The sequence below is a fragment of the Burkholderia sp. COPS genome (assembly GCF_019425585.1).
Lineage (GTDB): Bacteria > Pseudomonadota > Gammaproteobacteria > Burkholderiales > Burkholderiaceae > Burkholderia > Burkholderia cepacia.
In genome coordinates, this window is the sequence record NZ_WIXR01000008.1 from 127620 (window position 1) to 147087 (window position 19468).

Sequence of the window (19468 nt, forward strand, 5' to 3'; positions counted from 1 at the left end):
GGCGCTCAGCCGAGGCTCACGTTCGTGCGCGTGAAGCGCCCGTACACCGCGTACAGCACGAGCGTCGCCGCGAGCAGCAGCCCGCCGAGCGCGCACGCCATGCCCCAGTTGATCGTCACGTTCGTGAAGTACGCGACGTAGTAGCTGACCATCTGGTCGTTCGGCCCGCCGAGCAGCGCGGGCGTGATGTAGTAGCCGATCGCGAGGATGAACACCAGCAGCGCGCCCGCGCCGACGCCCGGGTAGGTCTGCGGCACGTACACGCGCCAGAACGCGGCGAACGGATGGCTGCCGAGCGACACGGCTGCGCGCTGGTAGGTCGGCGGAATCGACTTCATCACGCTGTAGAGCGGCAGGATCATGAACGGCAGCAGGATGTGCGTCATCGAGATGTACACGCCGACGCGGTTGAACAGCAGCGTCAGCGGATGCGAGATCAGCCCGCTGCCGATCAGCGCCGTGTTGATGAGCCCTTCGCTCTGCAGCAGCACGATCCACGCGGCGACGCGCACCAGCACCGACGTCCAGAACGGAATCAGCACGAGGATCATCACGAGGTTCGCGCGGCGCTCCGACAGCGTCGAGATCCAGTACGCGAGCGGATAGCCGAGCAGCAGCGCGAACAGCGTGACGGCAACGCCGATCACGAACGTGCGGCCGAAGATCGCCAGATAGATCGACTGGTCCGGATCGGCCTGCACGATGTGGCCGAAGCCGTCCTGCTTGTGGTCGAGCGCGGCGAGCAGGTAGAACGGCGACACGGTGCTGCCGTTCTTCGCGATCGACTGCCAGTACGCGACGTCGCCCCAGCGCGCATCGAGGTCGATCAGTTTCACGCGCGTCTGCGCGGGCGTCAGTGCCGCATCGTTGTCGCCCTTCAGCGGCATCGCACGCGCCGTCTTCGCGACGAGCGAGCGATAACCGGGAATCTCGGTGTTCAGGCGCCGCGCGAGCGCACCCATCGCCTCGCTGTCGGCCACCTTCGTCATGTCGGTCGCGAGCGCGACATACGCGGCGTCGGCCGGCGGTGCCTTGCGGTCCCAGCCCGACAGCGCGGCGACCGTATTCGGCAACGCGGTCGCGATCTCCGGGTTCTGCACCGCGCGCGTAAGCAGCGTGCCGATCGGCACGACGAAGATCAGCAGCAGGAAAATCGCGAGCGGCGCGACCAGCAGCAACGCCATCGTGCGCTTGCGGGCTTCGGCGGCCTTCAGCTCGCGCTTGAGCGCGGCGGTCGACGGCGAGGAAGACGCGATCGTCATCGTATTCAACGTTTCTCTCCGGCCGGGCACGTTCCGGCGGAAGGCCACGCGACGCGATCGACGCGCCGCGCGGCAGGTTGCATCAGGGCACCTTCAGGATGCCTGACCGGTTACTTCGTCGCCCATGCGGCGAAACGCTGCTCGAGCTCGTCGCTGTGGTCGGTCCAGAAGCCGATGTCTTCCAGCACGGCGTTCTTGCCGTTGGCCGGCGAGTTCGGCAGGTTCGCGAGCGTCTTCGCGTCGAGCGACTTGATCGCCGCGATGTTCGCGGGGCCGTACGCGATGTGCTGCGCATACCCTTGCTGCGGCTTCGGCGTCAGCGTGTACGCGATGTACTGCTCGGCCAGCGCCTTGTTCGGCGAGCCCTTCGGAATCGCCCAGTAGTCGAGGTCGTAGATGCTGCCGTTCCACACGACCTTCAGGTTCTTGCCTTCCTTCTGCGCGGCGTCGATGCGGCCGTTGTACGCGGTCGACATCACGACGTCGCCGGCGACGAGGAACTGCGGCGGCTGCGCGCCCGCTTCCCACCACTGGATATACGGCTTCAGCTCGTCGAGCTTCTTGAACGCGCGGTCCTGGCCGGCCTTCGTGCCGAGCACCTTGTAGACGTCCTTCGGCGCGACGCCGTCGGCCATCAGCGCGAATTCGAGGTTGTAGCGCGCGCCCTTGCGCATGCCGCGCTTGCCGGGGAATTTCTTCACGTTCCAGAAATCGGCCCAGCCGGTCGGGGCCGACTTCAGCTTGTCCGCGTTGTACGACAGCGCCGTCGACCACACGAAGAAGCCGACGCCGCACACCTGCGGCGATTCCGGAATCAGGTCGGACTTCTTCGCGATCTTCGACCAGTCGAGCTTCTCGTACAGCCCTTCGTCGCAGCCGCGATTCAGGTCGCCCGACTCGACTTCGACCACGTCCCAGTTGACGTGCTTCGCCTCGACCATCGCCTTCACTTTCGCCTGCTCGCCGTTGTATTCGACGGCGGTGACCTTGTTGCCGGTCGCCTTCTCGAACGGCTGGTTGAACGCGGCCTTCTGCGCGTCGCCGTTCGCGCCGCCGAAGTTGACGACCGTGAGTTCGGCAGCCGATGCCGATACGCCGACGACGGCGAGCGCGAGTGCCAGCGCGGTGCGACGCGCGGTAATGCTTGCTCGGTTCATGGTGGTTCCTCTCCTCTCGTGGTGGAAGTGGGCAGTTGTTGTTGACGACGTACAGCGGAAAACCGGGAAAACCCTGCTCAGGCGAACACGCGCAGGTGTTCGGGTGCGAACGCGAGCGCGACCGGTGCGCCGGGCGAGAACGCATCGAGCGCGCCGGTGCCGAGCGGCACCTTCACGAAGCACTCGTCCTGGCCCGGCAGCGCGCAGCGCATGCGCACGTGATCGCCGAAATAGATGAGGCTGCGCGCCTCGCCGCTCAACCGGTTGGCGGCCGCGCCGTTCGCGTGCCCGTTCGCGTCGTGCGCGGCGAGGCTCATGCGCTCGGGGCGGATGCACGCGACGGCCGGCGCGCCCTCGGCCGCATCGCCGATGCGGCGGCCGACGAGCTGCGTGCCGTCGTCGAGCCGGAATTCGCAGAATTCGCCGTCGACGCGCGCGATGGTGCCGCGCAGCCGGTTGCTGTCGCCGATGAAGTTCGCGACGAATTCGTTGCACGGCGATTCGTACAGGCGGTCGACGGTGTCGAGCTGCTGCACGATGCCCTTGTCGAACACGGCGACGCGATCGGACATCGTCAGCGCCTCGCCCTGGTCGTGCGTCACGTATACGAAGGTCACGCCGAGCTTTTCGTGCAGCGCCTTCAGTTCGTACTGCATGTGCTCGCGCAGCTGCTTGTCGAGCGCGCCGAGCGGCTCGTCCATCAGCACCAGCTTCGGCTCGAACACGAGCGCGCGCGCCAGCGCGATGCGCTGCTGCTGGCCGCCCGACAGTTGCGCCGGGTAACGTTTCGCGAAGCGCTCCATCTGCACCATCTTCAGCGCATGCGCGACACGTTCCGCACGCTCCGCGGCCGGCAGCTTGCGCACGGTCAGCGGATACGCGACGTTCTGCTCGACCGTCAGGTGCGGAAACAGCGCGTAGTTCTGGAACACCATGCCGATGTTCCGCTTGTGCGGCGGCACGTTGTTCAGCAGCTCGCCGTCGAGGCGGATCTCGCCGCCGGTCGGGAATTCGAAGCCGGCCAGCATCATCAGGCAGGTCGTCTTGCCGGAGCCCGACGGCCCGAGCAGCGTCAGGAATTCCCCGCGGTGGATATCGAGGTCGAGCGATTTGACGACCAGCGTTTCGCCGTCGTAGGTCTTCCGCACGCCGCGAAAGCTGACGATCACATCATCGGACTTCATCGTGGCTGTCCCCTTGCTTCGCGACAATTGATTTTGAGATGCGAGCCACTATACGGCGCCCACGGTTCTACAATAGGGAACCATTTCAATATTACTAGTAGGACCACTTTGGATACCGTGATCCTCGCCGACTGGCTCTCCGCCCGTCTCGACCGTAGCTCACCCGAGCCGATGTACCGGCAGTTGCTGCAGTGGATGCAGCAGGCCATCCTGACCGGAGAATTGGGGCCAGGAACGAAGCTGCCGAGTTCCCGCACGCTCGCGGCCGACCTGTCGATCGCGCGCAATACCGTGCTGCACGTGTACGACCAGCTGACCGCCGAAGGCTATGTGCTGACGACGACCGGCAGCGGCACCTATGTGGCCGACACGCGGCCGGATGCCGCCGCGATCCACGTGCCGGGCGCCGCGCCGCCGCCGTCGAGCGCCGATGCGGCGCCGCAGCCGGACGCGCAGGGCGGCCTGTCGATGCGCGGCCGGCAACTGATCGAGCATGCGGGGGTATCGCGACGCCAATGGGGTGCGTTCATGCCGGGCGTGCCGGACGTGTCGGAGTTCCCGAGCCGGACGTGGAGCCGCTTGCAGGCGCGGCTGTGGAAGGAAGCGAACCCCGAGCTGCTGACCTATGCGCCGGGCGGCGGCTACCGGCCGTTGCGGCGCGCGCTCGCCGATTACCTGCGCGTCGCGCGCTCGGTCAAGTGCTCGCCGGACCAGGTGATCATCACGACGGGCATCCACCAGTCGATCGATCTCGCGGTGCGGCTGCTCTCCGACATCGGCGATCGCGCGTGGGTCGAGGAACCCTGCTACTGGGGTGTGCGAAGCGTATTGCAGGCGGCGGGCCTCACGCTGACGCCGGTGCCGGTCGACCAGGAAGGCCTCGACCCGCGCGCAAGCGACATGCAGCATCCGCCCCGGCTCGTGCTCGTCACGCCGTCGCACCAGTACCCGCTCGGGATGGTGATGAGCCTCGCACGGCGTCGGATGCTGCTCGAATACGCGCGACAGCACCGCTGCTGGATCATCGAGGACGACTACGACAGCGAGTTCCGCTACGGCAGCCGCCCGCTCGCGTCGCTGCAGGGGCTCGACGACGGCGGCCGCGTGATCTACGTCGGCAGTCTCGGCAAGATGCTGTTCCCGGGGCTGCGGATGGGCTACATGGTCGTGCCCGAGCATCTGGTCGACACGTTCCGCACCGGGTTATCGGAGCTGTATCGCGAGGGCCAGTTGATGCAGCAGGCCGTGCTCGCCGAATTCATCATGGACGGCCACCTGACTTCGCACGTCAGACGGATGCGCACGCTGTACGGCGAGCGCCGGCAGCTGATGATCGACGCGATCCGCGCGCGCTTCGGCGACGCGCTGCCCGTGATGGGCGACGAGGCCGGCCTGCATCTCGTGCTCGGCCTGCCCGACGCCTGCGACGACCGCGCGGTCACGCAGAGCGCGTTCGATGCGGGCGTGATCGTGCGCCCGCTCACCAGCTACTACAGCAGCGTCGACACCGCGCGGCGCGGCCTGTTGCTCGGTTATGCATGCGTCGCGCACGAAGGCATCCGGCCGGCGTTCGACACGCTCGCGAATACCATCGAGCAACACCTGCCTCGCGATCTCACGCGCGCGGCATAACGACCGTCATGCGCCGCGCCGCCCGCGCCGCCCGTGTTACTGCGTGCTGCCGGCCCCGCGATCGAGCGACGCCGCGCGCACGGCTTCGCCGGGCTTCGTGAACACGCGCTGCCGCAGCGCGGCGATCTGCGCGTCGCGATCCTGCGGCGACAGGCCGGCCGACTCGATCTGCGCACGCTGCGCCGCGTAGTCCGCGTAGCGGCTCTGCCACGATGCGTCGTCCTGCTGCATCTGCGCGACACGCGCGGCCGCTTCGGGGCCGAGCGTCTGCGTCAGTTGTGCGCGCATCGCGTCGGGCGTCGCCCCGCTCTTCTGCAATTGCGCGATCTGGTCGATCGCCGCCCGCTGCTGGTCGACGCGCTGCTGCGCGGCGCGTTCGTCGGCCGGCATCTGCTGTTCGAGCGCCGCGAGCCGTTCGGCCTTCTGCGCATCCGTCAGCGCGGGGTCTCGCGCGATCTTCAGCCGCGCGAGGTCATAGCGCTGCCGCCATTGCTCCGCACCGAAGAACGGCTGGCTCCAGTCGCCGAGCGTGCGGTACGCGATCGACGCGCGCTGGTCGAGCGCGAGCTGCAATGCACCCAGGTCCGACTTGTCGACCGCGCCGGCATCGCGCAGTTTCGCGAGTGCGTCGAGATACGCGCGATACCGGTGCCACACGTCGAGCGCCTCGGCCTGCGCAACGGTACCGTCGAGCTGCGCGGCAATCTCGCGCACGACGAACGCATCGAGCCCGGCCGCACTCAGGTCGCTCTGCGCGGTCAGGCAGTAGTCGAAGAAATCCCGCACCGCGCGCGCCTTCGCGAGATGGCCGCCGGCATCGAGCGGCAAGCGGGGCGCGCTGGAGCCGGCGAGCGACGGCGGCAGGCCCGTGCTTGCCGGCACGGCGGCCTGCGGCGGTGCGGCAGCCGGCCCGCGTGCCGCCGGCGCATCCGGCGGCTCGCCGGATGCGCCCGGCCCGCCATGCCGGCCCGCGCCGCTCCACATCGCCACGCCGGCAATCGCCGCCAGCCCCACGACACCATAAACCACGGCGCGGCGCGCCAGCGGCGTGCTTCCTCCTCGTGCCGTCATCGATTACACGCCCGCCAGCTTCAGCCGGTTCGCATGCGTGCGGATCACCGCGACCGGATCTTCCGCATACGCGCCGCGCACGCCGAGCAGCTGGTTGATCTCGTCGAGGTGGTTCCACTTGTAGCTCGTGCTCAGCACCTTGCCATACAGCGCACTGCACTTCGACACGAGCCCGTCGTTCTGCCCGGAGCCGCGGTTGATCATCACCGTTCCGGTGCCGAACAGCGCGAGCGTCGACAGGTCGAGCACGTTCGCCGGATCGACGAGCGGAAGGGTGCTCGTGTCCGTCGCACCCGTGACGCCGAACACGGAGAGCGTCGGCTGGATCGCCGTGCCGGCCCACGAGTACAGCAGGTGCGTGTTGCCGCCGACGGTTTCGGTCGGCGCGCCGGTCTGGCAACTGCCCGGCGCACCCAGGCCCGCGCTCGGATAGTTCTGGTTGTACGTGGCGGCTCGTGCGGTGGTCAGCGTCTGCAGTGCGGCGAGCGCGTCCTGGTTGGTGTTGTGGCTGCTGCTCGTCAGGATTCCGAACACATTGACGAACGCGGCGATCACCGATGACGAAAGCCCGGTCGGATCGTACGCCAGCACGTTCTGCACGAAGTCGGCGAATTCGGAGCCGCGATGCGGCGTGCCGATCGTCGTCACCGACGCAACGAGATCGGGCGCGACGGCAGCAACATAGCGCGACGAGAGGCCGCCCTGGCTGTGGCCGACGAGATTGACCTTGGTCGCCCCCGTCGCCGCGAGCACCGTCTTCACGTAAGCGAGCAACTGTTCGCCGCGCCCGTTCGGGCCGTCGTCGCTCTGGAAACCCGACAGGTTCGCGACGTAGACGGTCGCACCGTTCTGCTGCAGGTCCTCCTGGATGCCGTACCAATACTCGAGCACGCCCGCGTACTTGTCGGTACCCGAGAGCCCGTGCACGAGGATGATCGGGTAACGCGTCGCCGCGTAGCCATCGGCGGGCGTGGTCGCCGCCATTGCCGCGTGCGTCGTCGCGAGCGTCATCACCGCGGTCGTCCCCGCGAACGGCGCGATGCTCATCGCGCATGCCACTGCCCCTGCCACCACCCTGGAACGCATCGTCCTCGCCATGCATGTTCTCCTGATTATTGTGCTGCCGGTGCGAATGAAGCCGGATCGACACACACGATGCATCGCGAACGTCGCGTGCACCGTGTGCGTCGAATGCGGGAGTGAATCACGACCCGTGAACGTTTGCGCCCTGACTAGACACGGTTCTCTAATCGGTTGACGCGCCCCGCCCGTTCAGGCGGGGCCGCGTTCATGCGTGCGCATGCTGCAACGCACACGCGCGACGCGTTACAGCTTCGCGCTCACGCGCACCCAGGCGGTCCGGCCCGGCTCCATCACCGGCGAGTTCGCCGGATAGCCGAAGCCCGCGTTGCCGGCGAGGTTCAGGTGCTCGGTATAGGCCTTGTTCAGCACGTTGTCGACGCCCACCGATACCTGCACGGTCTTGCTCACGTTGTACTGCGTATGCAGCGAGAGCACGCCGAATCCGGCGCTCGGGCCGAAGTCCTTGCCGACCACGTTGCCCTCGTTCAGTGCATAACGATGCTGCGGCGCAACGATGCGCCACAGGCCCCCTGCCGACCACGCACCACGCGTGTATTCGAGCCCGATGCGTGCCTCGAGCGGCGGCATCTGCGGCAGCGGATCGCCGCTTGCGACGTTGCGCCCCCACGCATACGCGAGCGACGTCTCGACGCGCAGCGGCGCAACCGGCCGCCACGACACGCCCGCCTCGCCGCCCATGATCTGCGCATTGACGTTGGTCGCCTGCGTGGTCGGGCCCATCATGCCGGCCGAATAGTTGAACAGGATGAAGTCCTGCACGTAGCCCGCGTAGGCCGACACCCATGCATCGAGCCGGTCGCTCCTGTATTGCGCGCCGATGTCGAGCTGCGTGGTCTTCTCCGGCTGCACCGCCGAAAACGCGTTGACCGAACCGGCCGGCCCGCGCTTCGCGGAGAACAGCTCCCAGTAATCGGGATAACGCTCCGTATGGCCGATCCCCGCGTACCACGTGACGGGCAGCGAGGCGAGATCGCGTTCGTAGCGGATGAAGCCGCTCGGCAGCACGCGCGTGCGATCGTCGTCGAAGGTCGGATTCGGCTTGCTCTTCATCATGCCGCTCGTCGTCGGGCGCTTGTCGCGTGCGCTCGCATAGTCGACGCGCACGCCGCCGATCACGCGCGACACTTCGCTCGCGTACCACGTCAGTTCGCCGAACACGCCTGCGTTCCACATCGTCGCCTGCGCATCCCACGGCTGGTCGCCGTAGTTCTGCCGCCCCATCGCCGAGCGCGAGTCGAGCCGGTTCGATTGCGCATCCACGCCCGTCACGAGCTTGAAGTCGCCGGCGAAACGGAACGTCGCGGCTGCGCGCGCGCCGACCGTGCGACGCCGCACTTCCGACGCCATCCGCATCGGCATGCTGCTGGTCGGGTCGGGTTGCCGCAACGTGTAGTTGTCCATCACGTGATCGGCTTCGTTGTAGTACACGCGCGCCTCGATCCGGTCGAGCACGTCGCCGATGTGCTTCTTGTCGAACGACAGGCCGAACGTCTCGCGGCGGAAATGCGCGCCGTCCATTCCGCGCCCCGCGTAGCGCGCATAACCGTCGCCGGTGCCGGCGGTCAGCTCGACGCGCGTGTGGTCGTCCGGCGTCCAGCCGAGCGCCGCATCGGCGTTCCATTTGTCCCACTGCGACGGCACGGTGTTGCCGTTGCCGTCCTTGTAGTCCTGCGAATGCGCGTGGTTCGCGGTCACGCGGCCATAGACATCCGGCGTGCCGGCCGTCACGTCGACGTTCTGGTCGTTGCGGCCGAACGACCCGCCGACCAGGCTGCCCTCGAAGCGCATGCCGGGCTTGTCGAATCGCGGTGTCACGCGCTCGAACAGCACGGTGCCGGCCGATGCGCCGGGGCCGTACAGCACGGTCTGCGGCCCCTTCAGGACGGTGACCTTGTCATAGCTTTCCGGTGCGATATACGACGTCGGCGCATCCATCCGGCCCGGGCATGCGCCGAGCGTCGACATCCCGTTCGCCAGGATGTTCAGCCGCGAGCCGAACATCCCGCGCAGCACGAGGTCGCCGTTGGTGCCGCCGCTGCGGATCGACGTGAAGCCGGGGACCGTCTTCAGGTAATCCGCGCCGTCGCTGGCGGGCAGCGGCTGGCGCGGGGTCTTCGGATCCGTGACGACGACGAGCGGCGTCGTCAGCGGCGATGCGACGACTTCGATGGCCGGCAGCGGCGCGGCCGTATCGTCGGCCGGCGCGCCGGCCGCGCGCGCCGTTTCGGCTGCCGCGGCGCTCGCGGCCAATGCGCCGGCTGCGAGCGCGGGAACGGTGAGTTTCAGCACGCGCGGCATGCGCCGCGCACAGGCATTGCGCGACGCCCGCGGCGCACGCAACTGGAAAATGGTCATGATCGAAAGCCCGAGTGACGCCCTCCGCACGGCCTCGACGGGCCGCACGGATATCGGCGGTGAAAAGAACGGAAAACAGCGCGTCAGGCGCGCTCGGGCGGTGCGCGCGGGTACGCGCGCGGATAGCGGTCGGTGCGCGCCGCGACGGCAGGCGGCGCGACGGCGGAGACGGAAACGACGGGAACGGCAGCGAGTGCCGCGACGGCGGGCCCGCCGATCGCGGGACTGTGCGCGAAGAAACCGCAGTAGCCGCACGCATCGAGATGCAGCGCGTGATCGTGCATGCGGCCTGCATCGGGTGACCGATGCGCGCCATGCTCTGCACTGCAGACAATTGCGTCGGGCGTGGCCGCCTGCGCGACGCGCCACTGCGACACCAGCGGCGCCGCGATCGCGAACCAGATCGCGAACACGCCAAGCCAGGCGGTCAGGTGACGATGTCGGTGCAGCATGCGCGGCGCAGAGTAAGCGGAATGTAAAAACAGCCGAGATGTTACAGAATGTTTAACGCGCTGACCAGCGCGGATGGCGGTAAACGAACCGGGGGCGCATGGTTGTCAACACAACCATGCGCCCCCGCCTGCTGCATGCTTCCGGAACGAACGTGCCGTTCAGGGCGCCATGCGCCGCAGTACGTCGTCGCGCCGGATGAAATGATGGTAGAGCGCGGCCAGCGCGTGCAATCCGATCACGAAATAGAACGCGTTGCCGATCAGCTCGTGCGCTTCCTTGATCGTCGGCCGCAGCGCCTTGTCGGGGCCGAACAGCGTGAACGACACGCCGAGCCAGTCGAGCGACACCGGCTTTCCGCCCAGGTTGATCATCATGATGCCGAGCAGCGGCTGCGCGATGATGAATACGTAGAGCGCGAGATGCGCGAGCTTCGAGAGCCAGCGCAGCAGCGCCGTTTGCGGAATGGCCTCGGGCACGCGGCTGACGACTCGCCACAGCACGCGCAGCACCGACAGCACGAGCACGAGCGTGCCCGCGGTGAGGTGCACGTTCATCCAGAACACCCGGCTGTCGCTGCCTTTCGGCCCGCGGATCTCGATGGCCAGGTAGGCCAGCGCCACCAGCGCGAACACGGCCCAGTGGAAGAAGATCGCGGGCGAGCTGTAGCGCGTCTGTTTCGCGAGGATGTTTCTCATGCTTCGTCTCGTGTTGTATGCGGGGATGGGCGCATGCCGCAATCGGCTCGGCAGCCCGGCAAAGCTGCCACGATTGTAGCCGCACGCGCGTCCGGTTTTGTGCGGCGAGGTCAAATATCGGACGAATCGTCAACGCACGCGCCGCGCGGGCCGTCATATGGAAAATCCGCATCGCGTCCGTAAACGGCTGTGGCACGATGAAGCTTTGGTGTCGACGTTGCGCGCGCATCATGAGCAAGGCGTTCTTCGTTGCGGCCTATCGGCTGACCGCCGCGTTGCTCGCGGTGTCGACGACGTTGCACAGCATCGCCGGCTACTGGGGCATGCCTGCATTCGAGCTCGGCAACTTCCTCAGCTACTTCACGCAACTGAGCAGCCTCTACGCGGCCGCGATGCTCGCCGCCGGGCTCTGGCGCATCGCCCGCCCCGGCTCGGCTCGCTACGAATCGATGCGCGGCGCCGCGGTGCTGTACGTCCTGATCACCGCGATCGTCTACGAGCTCCTGCTCGCGCGGCTCGATGCGCTGCGCCACGTCACGCCGGCGTTCAACAACTGGGTACTGCACCGGATCGTGCCGCTCGTCGTGCTGTGCGACTGGCTGTACGTGGAGCCGCGCCTGCCGATCCCGCGGCGCAGCGCGTTCGCGTGGCTCGCGTTTCCGGTCGTCTATCTCGGCTATACGCTCGTGCGCGGCGCGCTGGAGAACTGGTATCCCTACCCGTTCGTCGATCCGCGGCCGCATGGCTACCTGCCGGTCGCGATCCAGTGTTCGCTGATCGCAATCGGCGCGGCGGCGCTCGCACTGGGCATTCGCTGGCTCGGCAATCACGCGAGACAGTCGGGCGCGGTGACGCTCGGGAAAGGATGAAGGCGGGAAACGCCTGAACGTGTGCGCCGCCCGGCGCACACGGGGTGAGGCGGGCCGTCAGCCGCCGTTGCGCGGCAGGAAGTTGATCGGATCGACGACCTTGCCGTTCTGACGCACTTCGAACTCGAACGTCGAACGACCGCTCGCGTCGGTGCCCATTTCGGCGACCGGCTGGCCCTGGCGCACCGCGTCGCCTTCGTTGACCAGCAGTTTGCCGTTGTGCCCGTAGGCCGTGATGAGCCCGTTCTCATGCTTCAGGATCACGAGCGGGCCGTAGGCCTTGACGCCGGACCCCGCATAAACCACGCGTCCGGCCGCCGCGGCCCGCACCGAATGGTCGGGCCCGGACGCGGCGATCACGATGCCGCGCGTCCTGCCGGCCGTGAACGGCGTCGCCACGACACCGGTGGCCGGCCAGGCAAGCGAGCCCGGCTGCGCGGCCGCCGAGGGCGGCTGCCCGAGCGACGTCGCCGCAGGCGGCGGCGCGACGCGCAGCACCTGCCCGGGATACACGGCATCGGTCGGCGCCATGTGGTTCCAGCTGGCGACGTCCTGCACGCGCTGCCCGTACGCGTTCGCGACGCCCGCGAGCGTATCGCCCGGATTCACGCGGTAATAGCCGGCGATCACGCCCGGCGTCGCGGCCGACGTGGGTGCCGACTGGCGCGCCGGCTGCCAGCTGTCGGTCCACGGCGTCATCGTGCAACCCGTCAGCGCGATGGCCGCGGCAACGAGTGCCGCCTGCGGCAGCCAGCGCGTCGGCGCATCGTGGATGGGAATAGTTTCTCTCAAGGGTCCTCCCGGATTTGCGTCGTTGCGCCGCCCACCGCCCCCCGGCGCGCGACGCACGATGTCCGGCCGGACGGCCGGACCAATCAGTATCCGACCGCTCTCGCGGCCGTCAGTTTCCACAGCGGAACATCGGCGTGATGGGCTCACCGGCCCCTTTTTCGCGCCGTTCCGATCGGCAAAGATACCATTTGTGGCGGTCAAGGCCGCGACCGATGCCTGATCCGGCAACAATCTTGCGGTGCCGCAGCAGCGTGCCGGCCGCCTGCGAGCCCCGCCGGGCGGGCCTGCCGCGGATCTTCCGCACGCCTCACCACCCGCGCCTGCCGTATCGATCCCGTCACATTCACCCCCGCCATCGCCACCTATACTCGGTGATGCACTGCGCGACCCAACGACAACGAGGAGCATGACAATGAACAACGCGACGTTTCTTTCCGTGCAGCTCAACGCCGACGATTTCTCCGGTTCCAGCGGCCTGGTCGAATTGCTCAACCGGCACCTGCTGTTCGCGACCGACGTCGCCGAGGCGGCCGATGCGCTCGTCCAGCTGGCGAGCGTCGCGCACATGACCGGCGCCACGCGCCACAGCGTCGAGCTGCCGGTCCTCGCGATCGAGCGGCTGCGCGACGCGCTCGACACGCTGAGCGGCTACGACGAAACGTGGCTGCAGGTGCTGGAACCGGCGGAAGCGCTGTTCCGGGATATCGGGCGCGGCAGGCGCCCGCTGCACTGAACCGACGGTCGGCGCGATACGCGCGCCACCAATGAAAACAGCCCGTCGTTCCGCTATCCGGAACGACGGGCTGTTCGTACTTCAGGGGACGGATCAGGCCGCCAACGCGGCCGCACCGACCGAACCCTTATTAACGACCCTTGTAGATCGGCGCGTCGTCAGCGATGCGCTTGACTTGCCAGCCGGTCTTGGCCTTGGCCGGTGCGCCGGATTCTTGTGCGGCAGCCGGTTGTGCGCCATAGCCGGTCGTGTCGGCAGCGGCAACGTTCTGTTGCGGGTTCAGGCGGGCTTCAGCGGCCTGAATGCTTTCCGGGTAGTTCGTACGGTCGCTGCCCAGCTTGTAGCCGGCCTGCTGGACGGCGACCAGGTCGGCCTTCACCTGTGCACGGGTGACGGGCGCATTCTGTTGGGCGAACGAGACGGCGGGAACGGCGAGAACGGCAGCTGCGGCGAACGTTGCGATCAGCGATTTCATGATTACCTCCGGGATTTTTTTGCTCCGCCGCACACACCATGTCTGCAGCGATGGAACAGAGTTTAGTCCCGGGAACACCTAGGGAAAACCATGAAAGAACGAAAACACTGTTTCCCCGGAGCCAACAATGCCGGCATCCGGGATAGAAAAACCCTATTCAAAGAATAGATTTTCGCAACAATGCCGCCGCCGCCAGCCGGTCAGGACCAGTTCGCGTGGAAGCTGCCCGGCTTGTCGGTGCGCTCGAACGTGTGCGCGCCGAAGAAGTCTCGCTGCGCCTGCACGAGGTTCGCCGGCAGCCGCTCCGAACGATAGCTGTCGAAGTACGCGACGGCCGACGCGAACGCCGGTACCGGCACGCCTGCCTTCACCGCGGCCACCACGACGTCGCGCAGCGACGCCTGGTAATTCGCGGCGATGTCCTTGAAGTACGGATCGAGCAGCAGGTTCGCGAGCGCCGGATCCTTCGCGTACGCGTCCGTGATCTTCTGCAGGAAGCGCGCGCGGATGATGCAGCCCGCGCGGAAGATCTTCGCGATCGTCCCGAGATCGAGGTTCCAGCCGTATTCTTCGGATGCCGTGCGCAGTTGCGCGAAGCCCTGCGCGTACGAGATCACCTTGCTCAGGTAAAGCGCGCGGCGCACCGCTTCGACGAACGCGGCGCGATCGCCGTCGAACGGCGCGGCGGCCGGGCCCGACAGGATCTTGCTGGCCGCGACACGCTCCGTCTTCAGCGACGACAGCACGCGCGCGAACACCGACTCGGTGATCAGCGGCAGCGGCACGCCGAGATCCAGCGCGTTCTGGCTCGTCCACTTGCCGGTGCCCTTCTGCGCGGCGCGATCGAGGATCACGTCGACGAGGTGCTTGCCGGTCTCTTCGTCCTTCTTGCCGAAGATCTTCGACGTGATCTCGATCAGGTAGCTGTCGAGTTCGCCCTGGTTCCATTCGGTGTACACCGCGCCGAGTTCGTCGTTGGTCAGGCCCGCGACGTCCTTCAGCACCGAGTAGCTTTCGGCGATCAGCTGCATGTCGCCGTATTCGATGCCGTTGTGGACCATCTTCACGTAGTGGCCCGCACCGTCCGGGCCCATGTACGCGACGCACGGCTCGCCGTCCGACGGCGCCTTCGCGGCGATCTGCTTGAGGATCGGCTCGACGAGGTCGTACGCGTCACGCTGGCCGCCAGGCATGATCGACGGACCGCGCAGCGCACCCTCTTCGCCGCCCGACACGCCGGTGCCGATGAAGTGCAGGCCCGATTGCGCGAGTTCCTGGTTGCGGCGGATCGTGTCGGTGAAATGCGTGTTGCCGCCGTCGATCAGCACATCGCCCTTCTCGAGCAGCGGCTTGAGCGATGCGATCGTCGCATCGGTCGCTTCGCCGGCCTTCACCATCATCAGGATCCGGCGCGGCGTTTCGAGCGACGCGACGAACTCCTCGAGCGTATAGGTCGGCACCAGGTTGCGGCCGGGGAATTCGGCGATCAGTTCGTCGGTTTTCTCGCGGCTGCGGTTGTACACAGACACCGCGTAACCGCGGCTCTCGATATTGAGTGCGAGATTGCGGCCCATCACCGCGAGCCCGATCACACCGATTGCTTGTTTGCCCATTAGTCAATTCTCCGGAAAAAACGGGGCGCGACCCGAACCGGGTCGCGCGCACAGGCGAAAGGATAGTGGAAACCCGGCGGCGATGCGCGCTTGCGTGTCACTGCTCCGCGTGCGGCAGCCGCCGGAACACGACACTCAGGTTGTTCGCCGGCATCTCGACCACCTCGATGCAGTCGAGCCCGCGATCGAGGCCGAGCGCGACGACGGTTTCGAGATCGCGCACGCCCCACGACGGGTCGCGGCTGCGCAGTTGCAGGTCGAATGCCTCGTTCGACGGCGCCGTGTGCCGGCCCTCGCGGCGATACGGCCCATACAGGAACAGCACGCCGCCCGGCCGCAGCAGGCGCGACGCGCCCGCGAACAGCGCGTCGGTGCAGGCCCAGGGCGAGATGTGGATCATGTTGATGCAGACGATCGCGTCGAGCGCGTCGACCGGCCACGACGCGTCGCGCACGTCGAACGCCAGCGGCCCTTCAACGTTCGCGAGGCCCGCATGGGCAACCCACGCGGCGATCGAGCCGCGCGCCTGCGCATCGGGATCGCTCGGTTGCCAGTGTAGGCCCGGCAGCGCCTGTGCGAAGTGGATGACGTGCTGGCCCGTGCCGCTCGCGATTTCGAGCACGCGGCCGCTCGCCGGCAACACGCGGCGCAAGACGTCGAGGATCGGCCCGCGATTGCGTTCGGCTGCCGGCGCCGACAGCCGCGCGGACGGATCGGGCGAAGCGGTCGGATCGGTCACGATGCGTGCTCCGGTGCGTGGCCCGCGAGGCCCAGCCGCGCGGTGAGCGCGTCGAGCGCGGGTGCGCAGCGCGCCTCGACCTTCAGCGTCAGGATCGGATCGGCGCGCGTATGGCCGAGATTGAGCGCGGCGACCGGCTTGTGCTGCGCCTGCGCCCACACGCAGAAACGGTAGCCGGAATACACCATCAGCGACGAGCCGACGACGAGCAGCGCATCGGCCGCATCGAGTGCCTGCGACGCGAGCGCCACGCGCTCGCGCGGCACGTTTTCGCCGAAGAACACGACCGCCGGCTTCAGCAGCCCGCCGCACGCGGGGCACGCCGGGATGCGGAACGTGTCGAGCGCCGCCCATTCGAGATGCGCGTCGCCGTCCGCGGCAGGCTCGGCCTGCGCGCCCAGCAGCTCGGGATTGTCGGCCTCGAGCATGACCTGGATCGTCGCGCGCGCATGATGCGCGCCGCAGTCGAGACACGTGACGCCGTCGATGCCGCCGTGCAGCTCGATCACGTCGCCGCTGCCCGCGCGCTGGTGCAGGCCGTCGACGTTCTGCGTGACGAGACGCTCGATCCGCCCCGCGCCGCCGAGCCGCGCGAGCGCGACGTGCGATCCGTTCGGCCGCGCGCGGCCGACAACGGGCCAGCCGATCATGCTGCGCGCCCAGTAACGCCGCCGCGCGGCATCGGAGCCGAGGAATTCTTGGAGCTGAATTGGCGGCGAGCGCATCCACTGGCCGTTGCGGTCGCGATAGCCGGGAATGCCGGAGTCGGTGCTGATGCCCGCGCCGGTCAGTACCAGCAGGCGCGGATGACGTTCGACGAACGTCTGCAGCGCATCGAGTGCGGCCGGATCGATGCCGGCGATTGAGGGGTCGTGCAGGGCTGTGTCGTTCATGTTGGCAACGCGTGATCGGGTGCGCCGGCAAGCCGTGCGCCCGCACGGGCAGCCAGGCACGCCAGCACATGATACAGAACGCCGCGCGATCGGGCCGATGGCCCGCGTCGCAAATCGGCGCACAAAAAAAGACGCCCATCAGCCACTCGGCGATGGGCGCTTCAACAATTGATCCATCGGGGTAGTGGATCAACTGACAGCACAATTTCGCGGCGCCCGCCATGCTGCGGCCGGCGAACGCTTCCCCTGGACTGCATGTATTCCGCGGTGCCGGACACATCGATGCGCGGCCGGCTTTCCGGTGCGATCCGGTGCGATCCGGTTCGGGCCCGTCGCGCCGGCGCGATACACGGCGCACGAACGCCCGCGCCGCGCGACGACTCGCGTTGCGCGCGCCAGCATGACGATCCGGGTTCCGGGCCGGGCCATCCACAGCTGGTCGAAGTTCGTCCCCGACGGCCGACCGGCACCAGTCGGCCTCGTGCGTCACACCTGCACGTCGTCGTTCAGAACAAACCCGATTGCTCGGATGGAACGGAAAGCCGCGCGCTCACGTCGCCTCGATCAACGGCGAAGCGAGTACCCAGGCAGGTCGGCGATTCATGTTTGCAACACGACATGTTGCGATTCGGTCTGTTTTCATTCTCTTGTCCCCGTATCCGATACGTCCGACCCACTGAAGCGATCGCCGGACCGACTGCGTCCGCGACCGCGCTCACGGCCCGTACAGATATGCAAGGAGCGCACCAAGCTTCACGCCGCAAGGCTGCGCGGGCCACAGCGGGGCCATCGCGGCGAATCGCGCACCGGCAAGCAGCGCGAACGTTTCGAAACTGAAACGCGTGCCGGATCGGCGACCCTCGGCCGGGCATGCCGCGATGTCGTCATGCCGTCATGCCGCGCCGGCACGTCCCGCACCGATGTCGCGTCGTTGCATCTGCGCGCGACTGCCGACCGGCTTACAATCGCCCGACAGTGCCGCATACGCACGAACGGACGCGCGGGCCCACCCCGGCCTGCTTCGCGCAACTCGCCGCCACCTGACGGGAGCCCCCTGCCCGACCTATGCCTGACTCACACGACTGGCTGGATATCGACTACCGGACGCTGTTCCGGCTGCATCCGGATCGCCGGATCGAACGCGAGAACGATCCCGACTGCTCGCCCGGGCCCCGCTTCTGGCTCGGCAGATGCGCGGAACGCAACCTCGCGGGCGTACGCGCCGACGTGCCCTTTCCTGTCGCAGAAGAACTGGCGCGCCTGGCCGACAGCGAAACGCCATCGGCGGACTTAATCCAGCCCGCGCATCTCGAACGCTATCTGGCGCTGCTCGCCCCCGTTCCGCACTGGAACATCGGCCTCGTCTACGCGCTGCCGCACGCACTCGGTTTCGACACCGACGCACACGTCGAGCTGATCGACGGCGACAGCGACGCGGGCCGGCATCTGCTGCACGCGCTGTCGACGCGCGGGATGCCCGAAGGCCTGTTCTCGATGGGGTTTCAAGGCACCGCCGATCTGTGGGCGCCGTGGTGCGCGGCCGTCGTCGACGGAGAAGTCGCATCGGTCGCATTCGCCGCGCGGCTGTCCGAAGTCGGTGCCGAACTCGGTCTCGCGACGGCCCCTGCATTCCGGGGGCGCGGCCTCGCGGCAGCCGTGACCGTCGCGTGGTCGCGGCTGCCGTCGCTTCGAACCCGCACGCTGTTCTACAGCACCGACAGCGACAACCGCGCGTCACAGCGCGTGGCGTCGCGCCTCGGCCTCACGCTGTGCGGCACGACGCTGCGGGTGGCATAACGCGGGGGCCTGCGCGACACCTCAACGAAAGGCCTCGATGACCTTGACGCGGCGTTCGGTTTCGCCGACGAAGCAACTGTCAACCTCCACGAGCCCGAGCGTACCGCCTGCATCGGGCTGCCGCGATTCGGCACAAGCGGCATCCCGCGCCTTGAGCCAGCGGCGCTCGTCGTCGCGCAACCGCGCCTTGCCCTGTGCATCCAGGCTCGCCATCTTCGTCTTGTAGACGGCATTCAACCGTCGGTCGGCCTCGTCGTATTTCAGCCGCAGGCAATTGCGGATGTCGGCCGTGTAGCCCGTTTCCTCGGCGGTCTTGCAGATAGCGGCGCGCTGCACATCGTCCGCGCGCGCGTCGGACGCAACCGTGAAAAACATCGCGCTCGCCGCCAGACCGATCGCCGCGTGTTGAAGCGTATTCATCCGGATTCGCCGTTCCCAATGATCGAAAGCACCGATTATGCCCGGGCCGCCGCCCGCATGGCTCCCGTTGCCTCGACGTCACCGCTCACGCCCGCTCGGGCGCTGCGCATGCCGCGCCGCGCAACCGGCGCGCAAACACGCTAGCATTCGGACACGCAACGGCGCGCCCGCTTTGCCCCGCCTCCAAGGACCCGACATGACCACGCCCGCCCCTGCCCGCCCCG

The 19468-nt window shown here is 67.7% G+C and carries 18 protein-coding genes; 4 read left to right on the top strand and 14 right to left on the bottom strand.

Annotated elements, in window-relative coordinates:
* Nucleotides 1-5 precede the first annotated feature (5 nt).
* The 3 genes from FOZ70_RS05775 to FOZ70_RS05785 form a co-directional block, all read right to left on the bottom strand.
* A complete protein-coding gene (locus tag FOZ70_RS05775; RefSeq protein WP_346656389.1) occupies nucleotides 6-1271 on the bottom strand; it encodes an ABC transporter permease in 1266 nt (421 codons plus the stop codon).
* 101 nt (nucleotides 1272-1372) lie between these two features.
* A complete protein-coding gene (locus tag FOZ70_RS05780) occupies nucleotides 1373-2419 on the bottom strand; it encodes an ABC transporter substrate-binding protein (protein ID WP_021158689.1) in 1047 nt (348 codons plus the stop codon).
* 77 nt (nucleotides 2420-2496) lie between these two features.
* A complete protein-coding gene (locus FOZ70_RS05785) occupies nucleotides 2497-3603 on the bottom strand; it encodes an ABC transporter ATP-binding protein (protein WP_042974229.1) in 1107 nt (368 codons plus the stop codon).
* A gap of 108 nt (nucleotides 3604-3711) precedes the next feature.
* Here FOZ70_RS05785 and FOZ70_RS05790 point away from each other — a divergent pair, with 108 nt between their 5' ends.
* Nucleotides 3712-5235 carry a PLP-dependent aminotransferase family protein gene (locus FOZ70_RS05790; protein ID WP_021158687.1) on the top strand — a complete coding sequence of 508 codons (1524 nt, stop codon included), beginning with the start codon at nucleotides 3712-3714 and terminating at the stop codon, nucleotides 5233-5235.
* 36 nt (nucleotides 5236-5271) lie between these two features.
* Here the strand turns inward: FOZ70_RS05790 and FOZ70_RS05795 are convergent, their stop codons facing one another.
* The 5 genes from FOZ70_RS05795 to FOZ70_RS05815 form a co-directional block, all read right to left on the bottom strand.
* Nucleotides 5272-6306, bottom strand: a complete 1035-nt coding sequence (locus tag FOZ70_RS05795; RefSeq protein ID WP_059484063.1) for a lipase secretion chaperone — start codon at nucleotides 6304-6306, stop codon at nucleotides 5272-5274.
* A gap of 3 nt (nucleotides 6307-6309) precedes the next feature.
* Complete coding sequence (locus FOZ70_RS05800) at nucleotides 6310-7404, bottom strand: triacylglycerol lipase (protein WP_059674973.1); 1095 nt, start codon at nucleotides 7402-7404, stop codon at nucleotides 6310-6312.
* A 228-nt stretch (nucleotides 7405-7632) separates the two neighbouring features.
* On the bottom strand, nucleotides 7633-9765 hold the full coding sequence (locus tag FOZ70_RS05805) for a TonB-dependent copper receptor (RefSeq protein WP_059621893.1): 2133 nt from the start codon (nucleotides 9763-9765) through the stop codon (nucleotides 7633-7635).
* Nucleotides 9766-9848: 83 nt separating this feature from the next.
* Nucleotides 9849-10217, bottom strand: coding sequence for a DUF2946 domain-containing protein (locus tag FOZ70_RS05810; protein ID WP_059621891.1), 369 nt, complete (start codon nucleotides 10215-10217; stop codon nucleotides 9849-9851).
* Between the two features lie 159 nt (nucleotides 10218-10376).
* The gene (locus tag FOZ70_RS05815) at nucleotides 10377-10913 is read right to left on the bottom strand and encodes a cytochrome b (RefSeq protein ID WP_048022125.1); all 537 of its coding nucleotides are present in this window, start codon (nucleotides 10911-10913) and stop codon (nucleotides 10377-10379) included.
* A gap of 230 nt (nucleotides 10914-11143) precedes the next feature.
* Between FOZ70_RS05815 and FOZ70_RS05820 the strand changes: the two genes are divergently transcribed.
* Nucleotides 11144-11782 carry a Pr6Pr family membrane protein gene (locus tag FOZ70_RS05820; RefSeq protein ID WP_027791100.1) on the top strand — a complete coding sequence of 213 codons (639 nt, stop codon included), beginning with the start codon at nucleotides 11144-11146 and terminating at the stop codon, nucleotides 11780-11782.
* Between the two features lie 57 nt (nucleotides 11783-11839).
* Here FOZ70_RS05820 and FOZ70_RS05825 read toward each other — a convergent pair whose 3' ends face one another.
* Nucleotides 11840-12574 carry a peptidoglycan DD-metalloendopeptidase family protein gene (locus tag FOZ70_RS05825; RefSeq protein WP_059484066.1) on the bottom strand — a complete coding sequence of 245 codons (735 nt, stop codon included), beginning with the start codon at nucleotides 12572-12574 and terminating at the stop codon, nucleotides 11840-11842.
* A 412-nt stretch (nucleotides 12575-12986) separates the two neighbouring features.
* Between FOZ70_RS05825 and FOZ70_RS05830 the strand changes: the two genes are divergently transcribed.
* Nucleotides 12987-13307 carry a hypothetical protein gene (locus FOZ70_RS05830; RefSeq protein WP_021160881.1) on the top strand — a complete coding sequence of 107 codons (321 nt, stop codon included), beginning with the start codon at nucleotides 12987-12989 and terminating at the stop codon, nucleotides 13305-13307.
* A gap of 130 nt (nucleotides 13308-13437) precedes the next feature.
* Here the strand turns inward: FOZ70_RS05830 and FOZ70_RS05835 are convergent, their stop codons facing one another.
* The 4 genes from FOZ70_RS05835 to FOZ70_RS05850 form a co-directional block, all read right to left on the bottom strand.
* Nucleotides 13438-13782 (bottom strand): DUF4148 domain-containing protein, encoded by a 345-nt coding sequence (locus FOZ70_RS05835; protein ID WP_021160880.1) that lies wholly within the window; start codon nucleotides 13780-13782, stop codon nucleotides 13438-13440.
* Nucleotides 13783-13982: 200 nt separating this feature from the next.
* Nucleotides 13983-15395 carry an NADP-dependent phosphogluconate dehydrogenase gene (gndA, locus tag FOZ70_RS05840; protein ID WP_021160879.1) on the bottom strand — a complete coding sequence of 471 codons (1413 nt, stop codon included), beginning with the start codon at nucleotides 15393-15395 and terminating at the stop codon, nucleotides 13983-13985.
* Between the two features lie 97 nt (nucleotides 15396-15492).
* Nucleotides 15493-16134, bottom strand: a complete 642-nt coding sequence (locus FOZ70_RS05845; protein WP_111996873.1) for a DUF938 domain-containing protein — start codon at nucleotides 16132-16134, stop codon at nucleotides 15493-15495.
* The gene (locus tag FOZ70_RS05850; RefSeq protein WP_175851545.1) at nucleotides 16131-17027 is read right to left on the bottom strand and encodes an NAD-dependent protein deacetylase; all 897 of its coding nucleotides are present in this window, start codon (nucleotides 17025-17027) and stop codon (nucleotides 16131-16133) included. The genes FOZ70_RS05845 and FOZ70_RS05850 overlap by 4 nt, the downstream gene beginning before the upstream one ends.
* 1065 nt (nucleotides 17028-18092) lie before the next feature.
* On the opposite strand from FOZ70_RS05850, the gene FOZ70_RS05855 reads away from it, so the two are divergent.
* Entirely contained in the window at nucleotides 18093-18824 is a 732-nt protein-coding gene (locus FOZ70_RS05855; RefSeq protein WP_219705165.1) for a GNAT family N-acetyltransferase, read from the top strand.
* Nucleotides 18825-18845: 21 nt separating this feature from the next.
* Here the strand turns inward: FOZ70_RS05855 and FOZ70_RS05860 are convergent, their stop codons facing one another.
* On the bottom strand, nucleotides 18846-19244 hold the full coding sequence (locus tag FOZ70_RS05860; RefSeq protein WP_060274923.1) for a lysozyme inhibitor LprI family protein: 399 nt from the start codon (nucleotides 19242-19244) through the stop codon (nucleotides 18846-18848).
* Nucleotides 19245-19468: the final 224 nt, after the last annotated feature.

What these genes read in the sequence shown, in the direction of transcription:
- FOZ70_RS05780 (WP_021158689.1), bottom strand. Translation starts at nt 2,419, where the DNA reads ATGAACCGAGCAAGCATTACCGCGCGTCGCACCGCGCTGGCACTCGCG.
- FOZ70_RS05785 (WP_042974229.1), bottom strand. Translation starts at nt 3,603, where the DNA reads ATGAAGTCCGATGATGTGATCGTCAGCTTTCGCGGCGTGCGGAAGACC.
- FOZ70_RS05795 (WP_059484063.1), bottom strand. Translation starts at nt 6,306, where the DNA reads ATGACGGCACGAGGAGGAAGCACGCCGCTGGCGCGCCGCGCCGTGGTT.
- FOZ70_RS05800 (WP_059674973.1), bottom strand. Translation starts at nt 7,404, where the DNA reads ATGGCGAGGACGATGCGTTCCAGGGTGGTGGCAGGGGCAGTGGCATGC.
- FOZ70_RS05805 (WP_059621893.1), bottom strand. Translation starts at nt 9,765, where the DNA reads ATGACCATTTTCCAGTTGCGTGCGCCGCGGGCGTCGCGCAATGCCTGT.
- FOZ70_RS05810 (WP_059621891.1), bottom strand. Translation starts at nt 10,217, where the DNA reads ATGCTGCACCGACATCGTCACCTGACCGCCTGGCTTGGCGTGTTCGCG.
- FOZ70_RS05815 (WP_048022125.1), bottom strand. Translation starts at nt 10,913, where the DNA reads ATGAGAAACATCCTCGCGAAACAGACGCGCTACAGCTCGCCCGCGATC.
- FOZ70_RS05820 (WP_027791100.1), top strand. Translation starts at nt 11,144, where the DNA reads ATGAGCAAGGCGTTCTTCGTTGCGGCCTATCGGCTGACCGCCGCGTTG.
- FOZ70_RS05830 (WP_021160881.1), top strand. Translation starts at nt 12,987, where the DNA reads ATGAACAACGCGACGTTTCTTTCCGTGCAGCTCAACGCCGACGATTTC.
- FOZ70_RS05835 (WP_021160880.1), bottom strand. Translation starts at nt 13,782, where the DNA reads ATGAAATCGCTGATCGCAACGTTCGCCGCAGCTGCCGTTCTCGCCGTT.
- gndA (WP_021160879.1), bottom strand. Translation starts at nt 15,395, where the DNA reads ATGGGCAAACAAGCAATCGGTGTGATCGGGCTCGCGGTGATGGGCCGC.
- FOZ70_RS05850 (WP_175851545.1), bottom strand. Translation starts at nt 17,027, where the DNA reads ATGAACGACACAGCCCTGCACGACCCCTCAATCGCCGGCATCGATCCG.
- FOZ70_RS05855 (WP_219705165.1), top strand. Translation starts at nt 18,093, where the DNA reads ATGCCTGACTCACACGACTGGCTGGATATCGACTACCGGACGCTGTTC.
- FOZ70_RS05860 (WP_060274923.1), bottom strand. Translation starts at nt 19,244, where the DNA reads ATGAATACGCTTCAACACGCGGCGATCGGTCTGGCGGCGAGCGCGATG.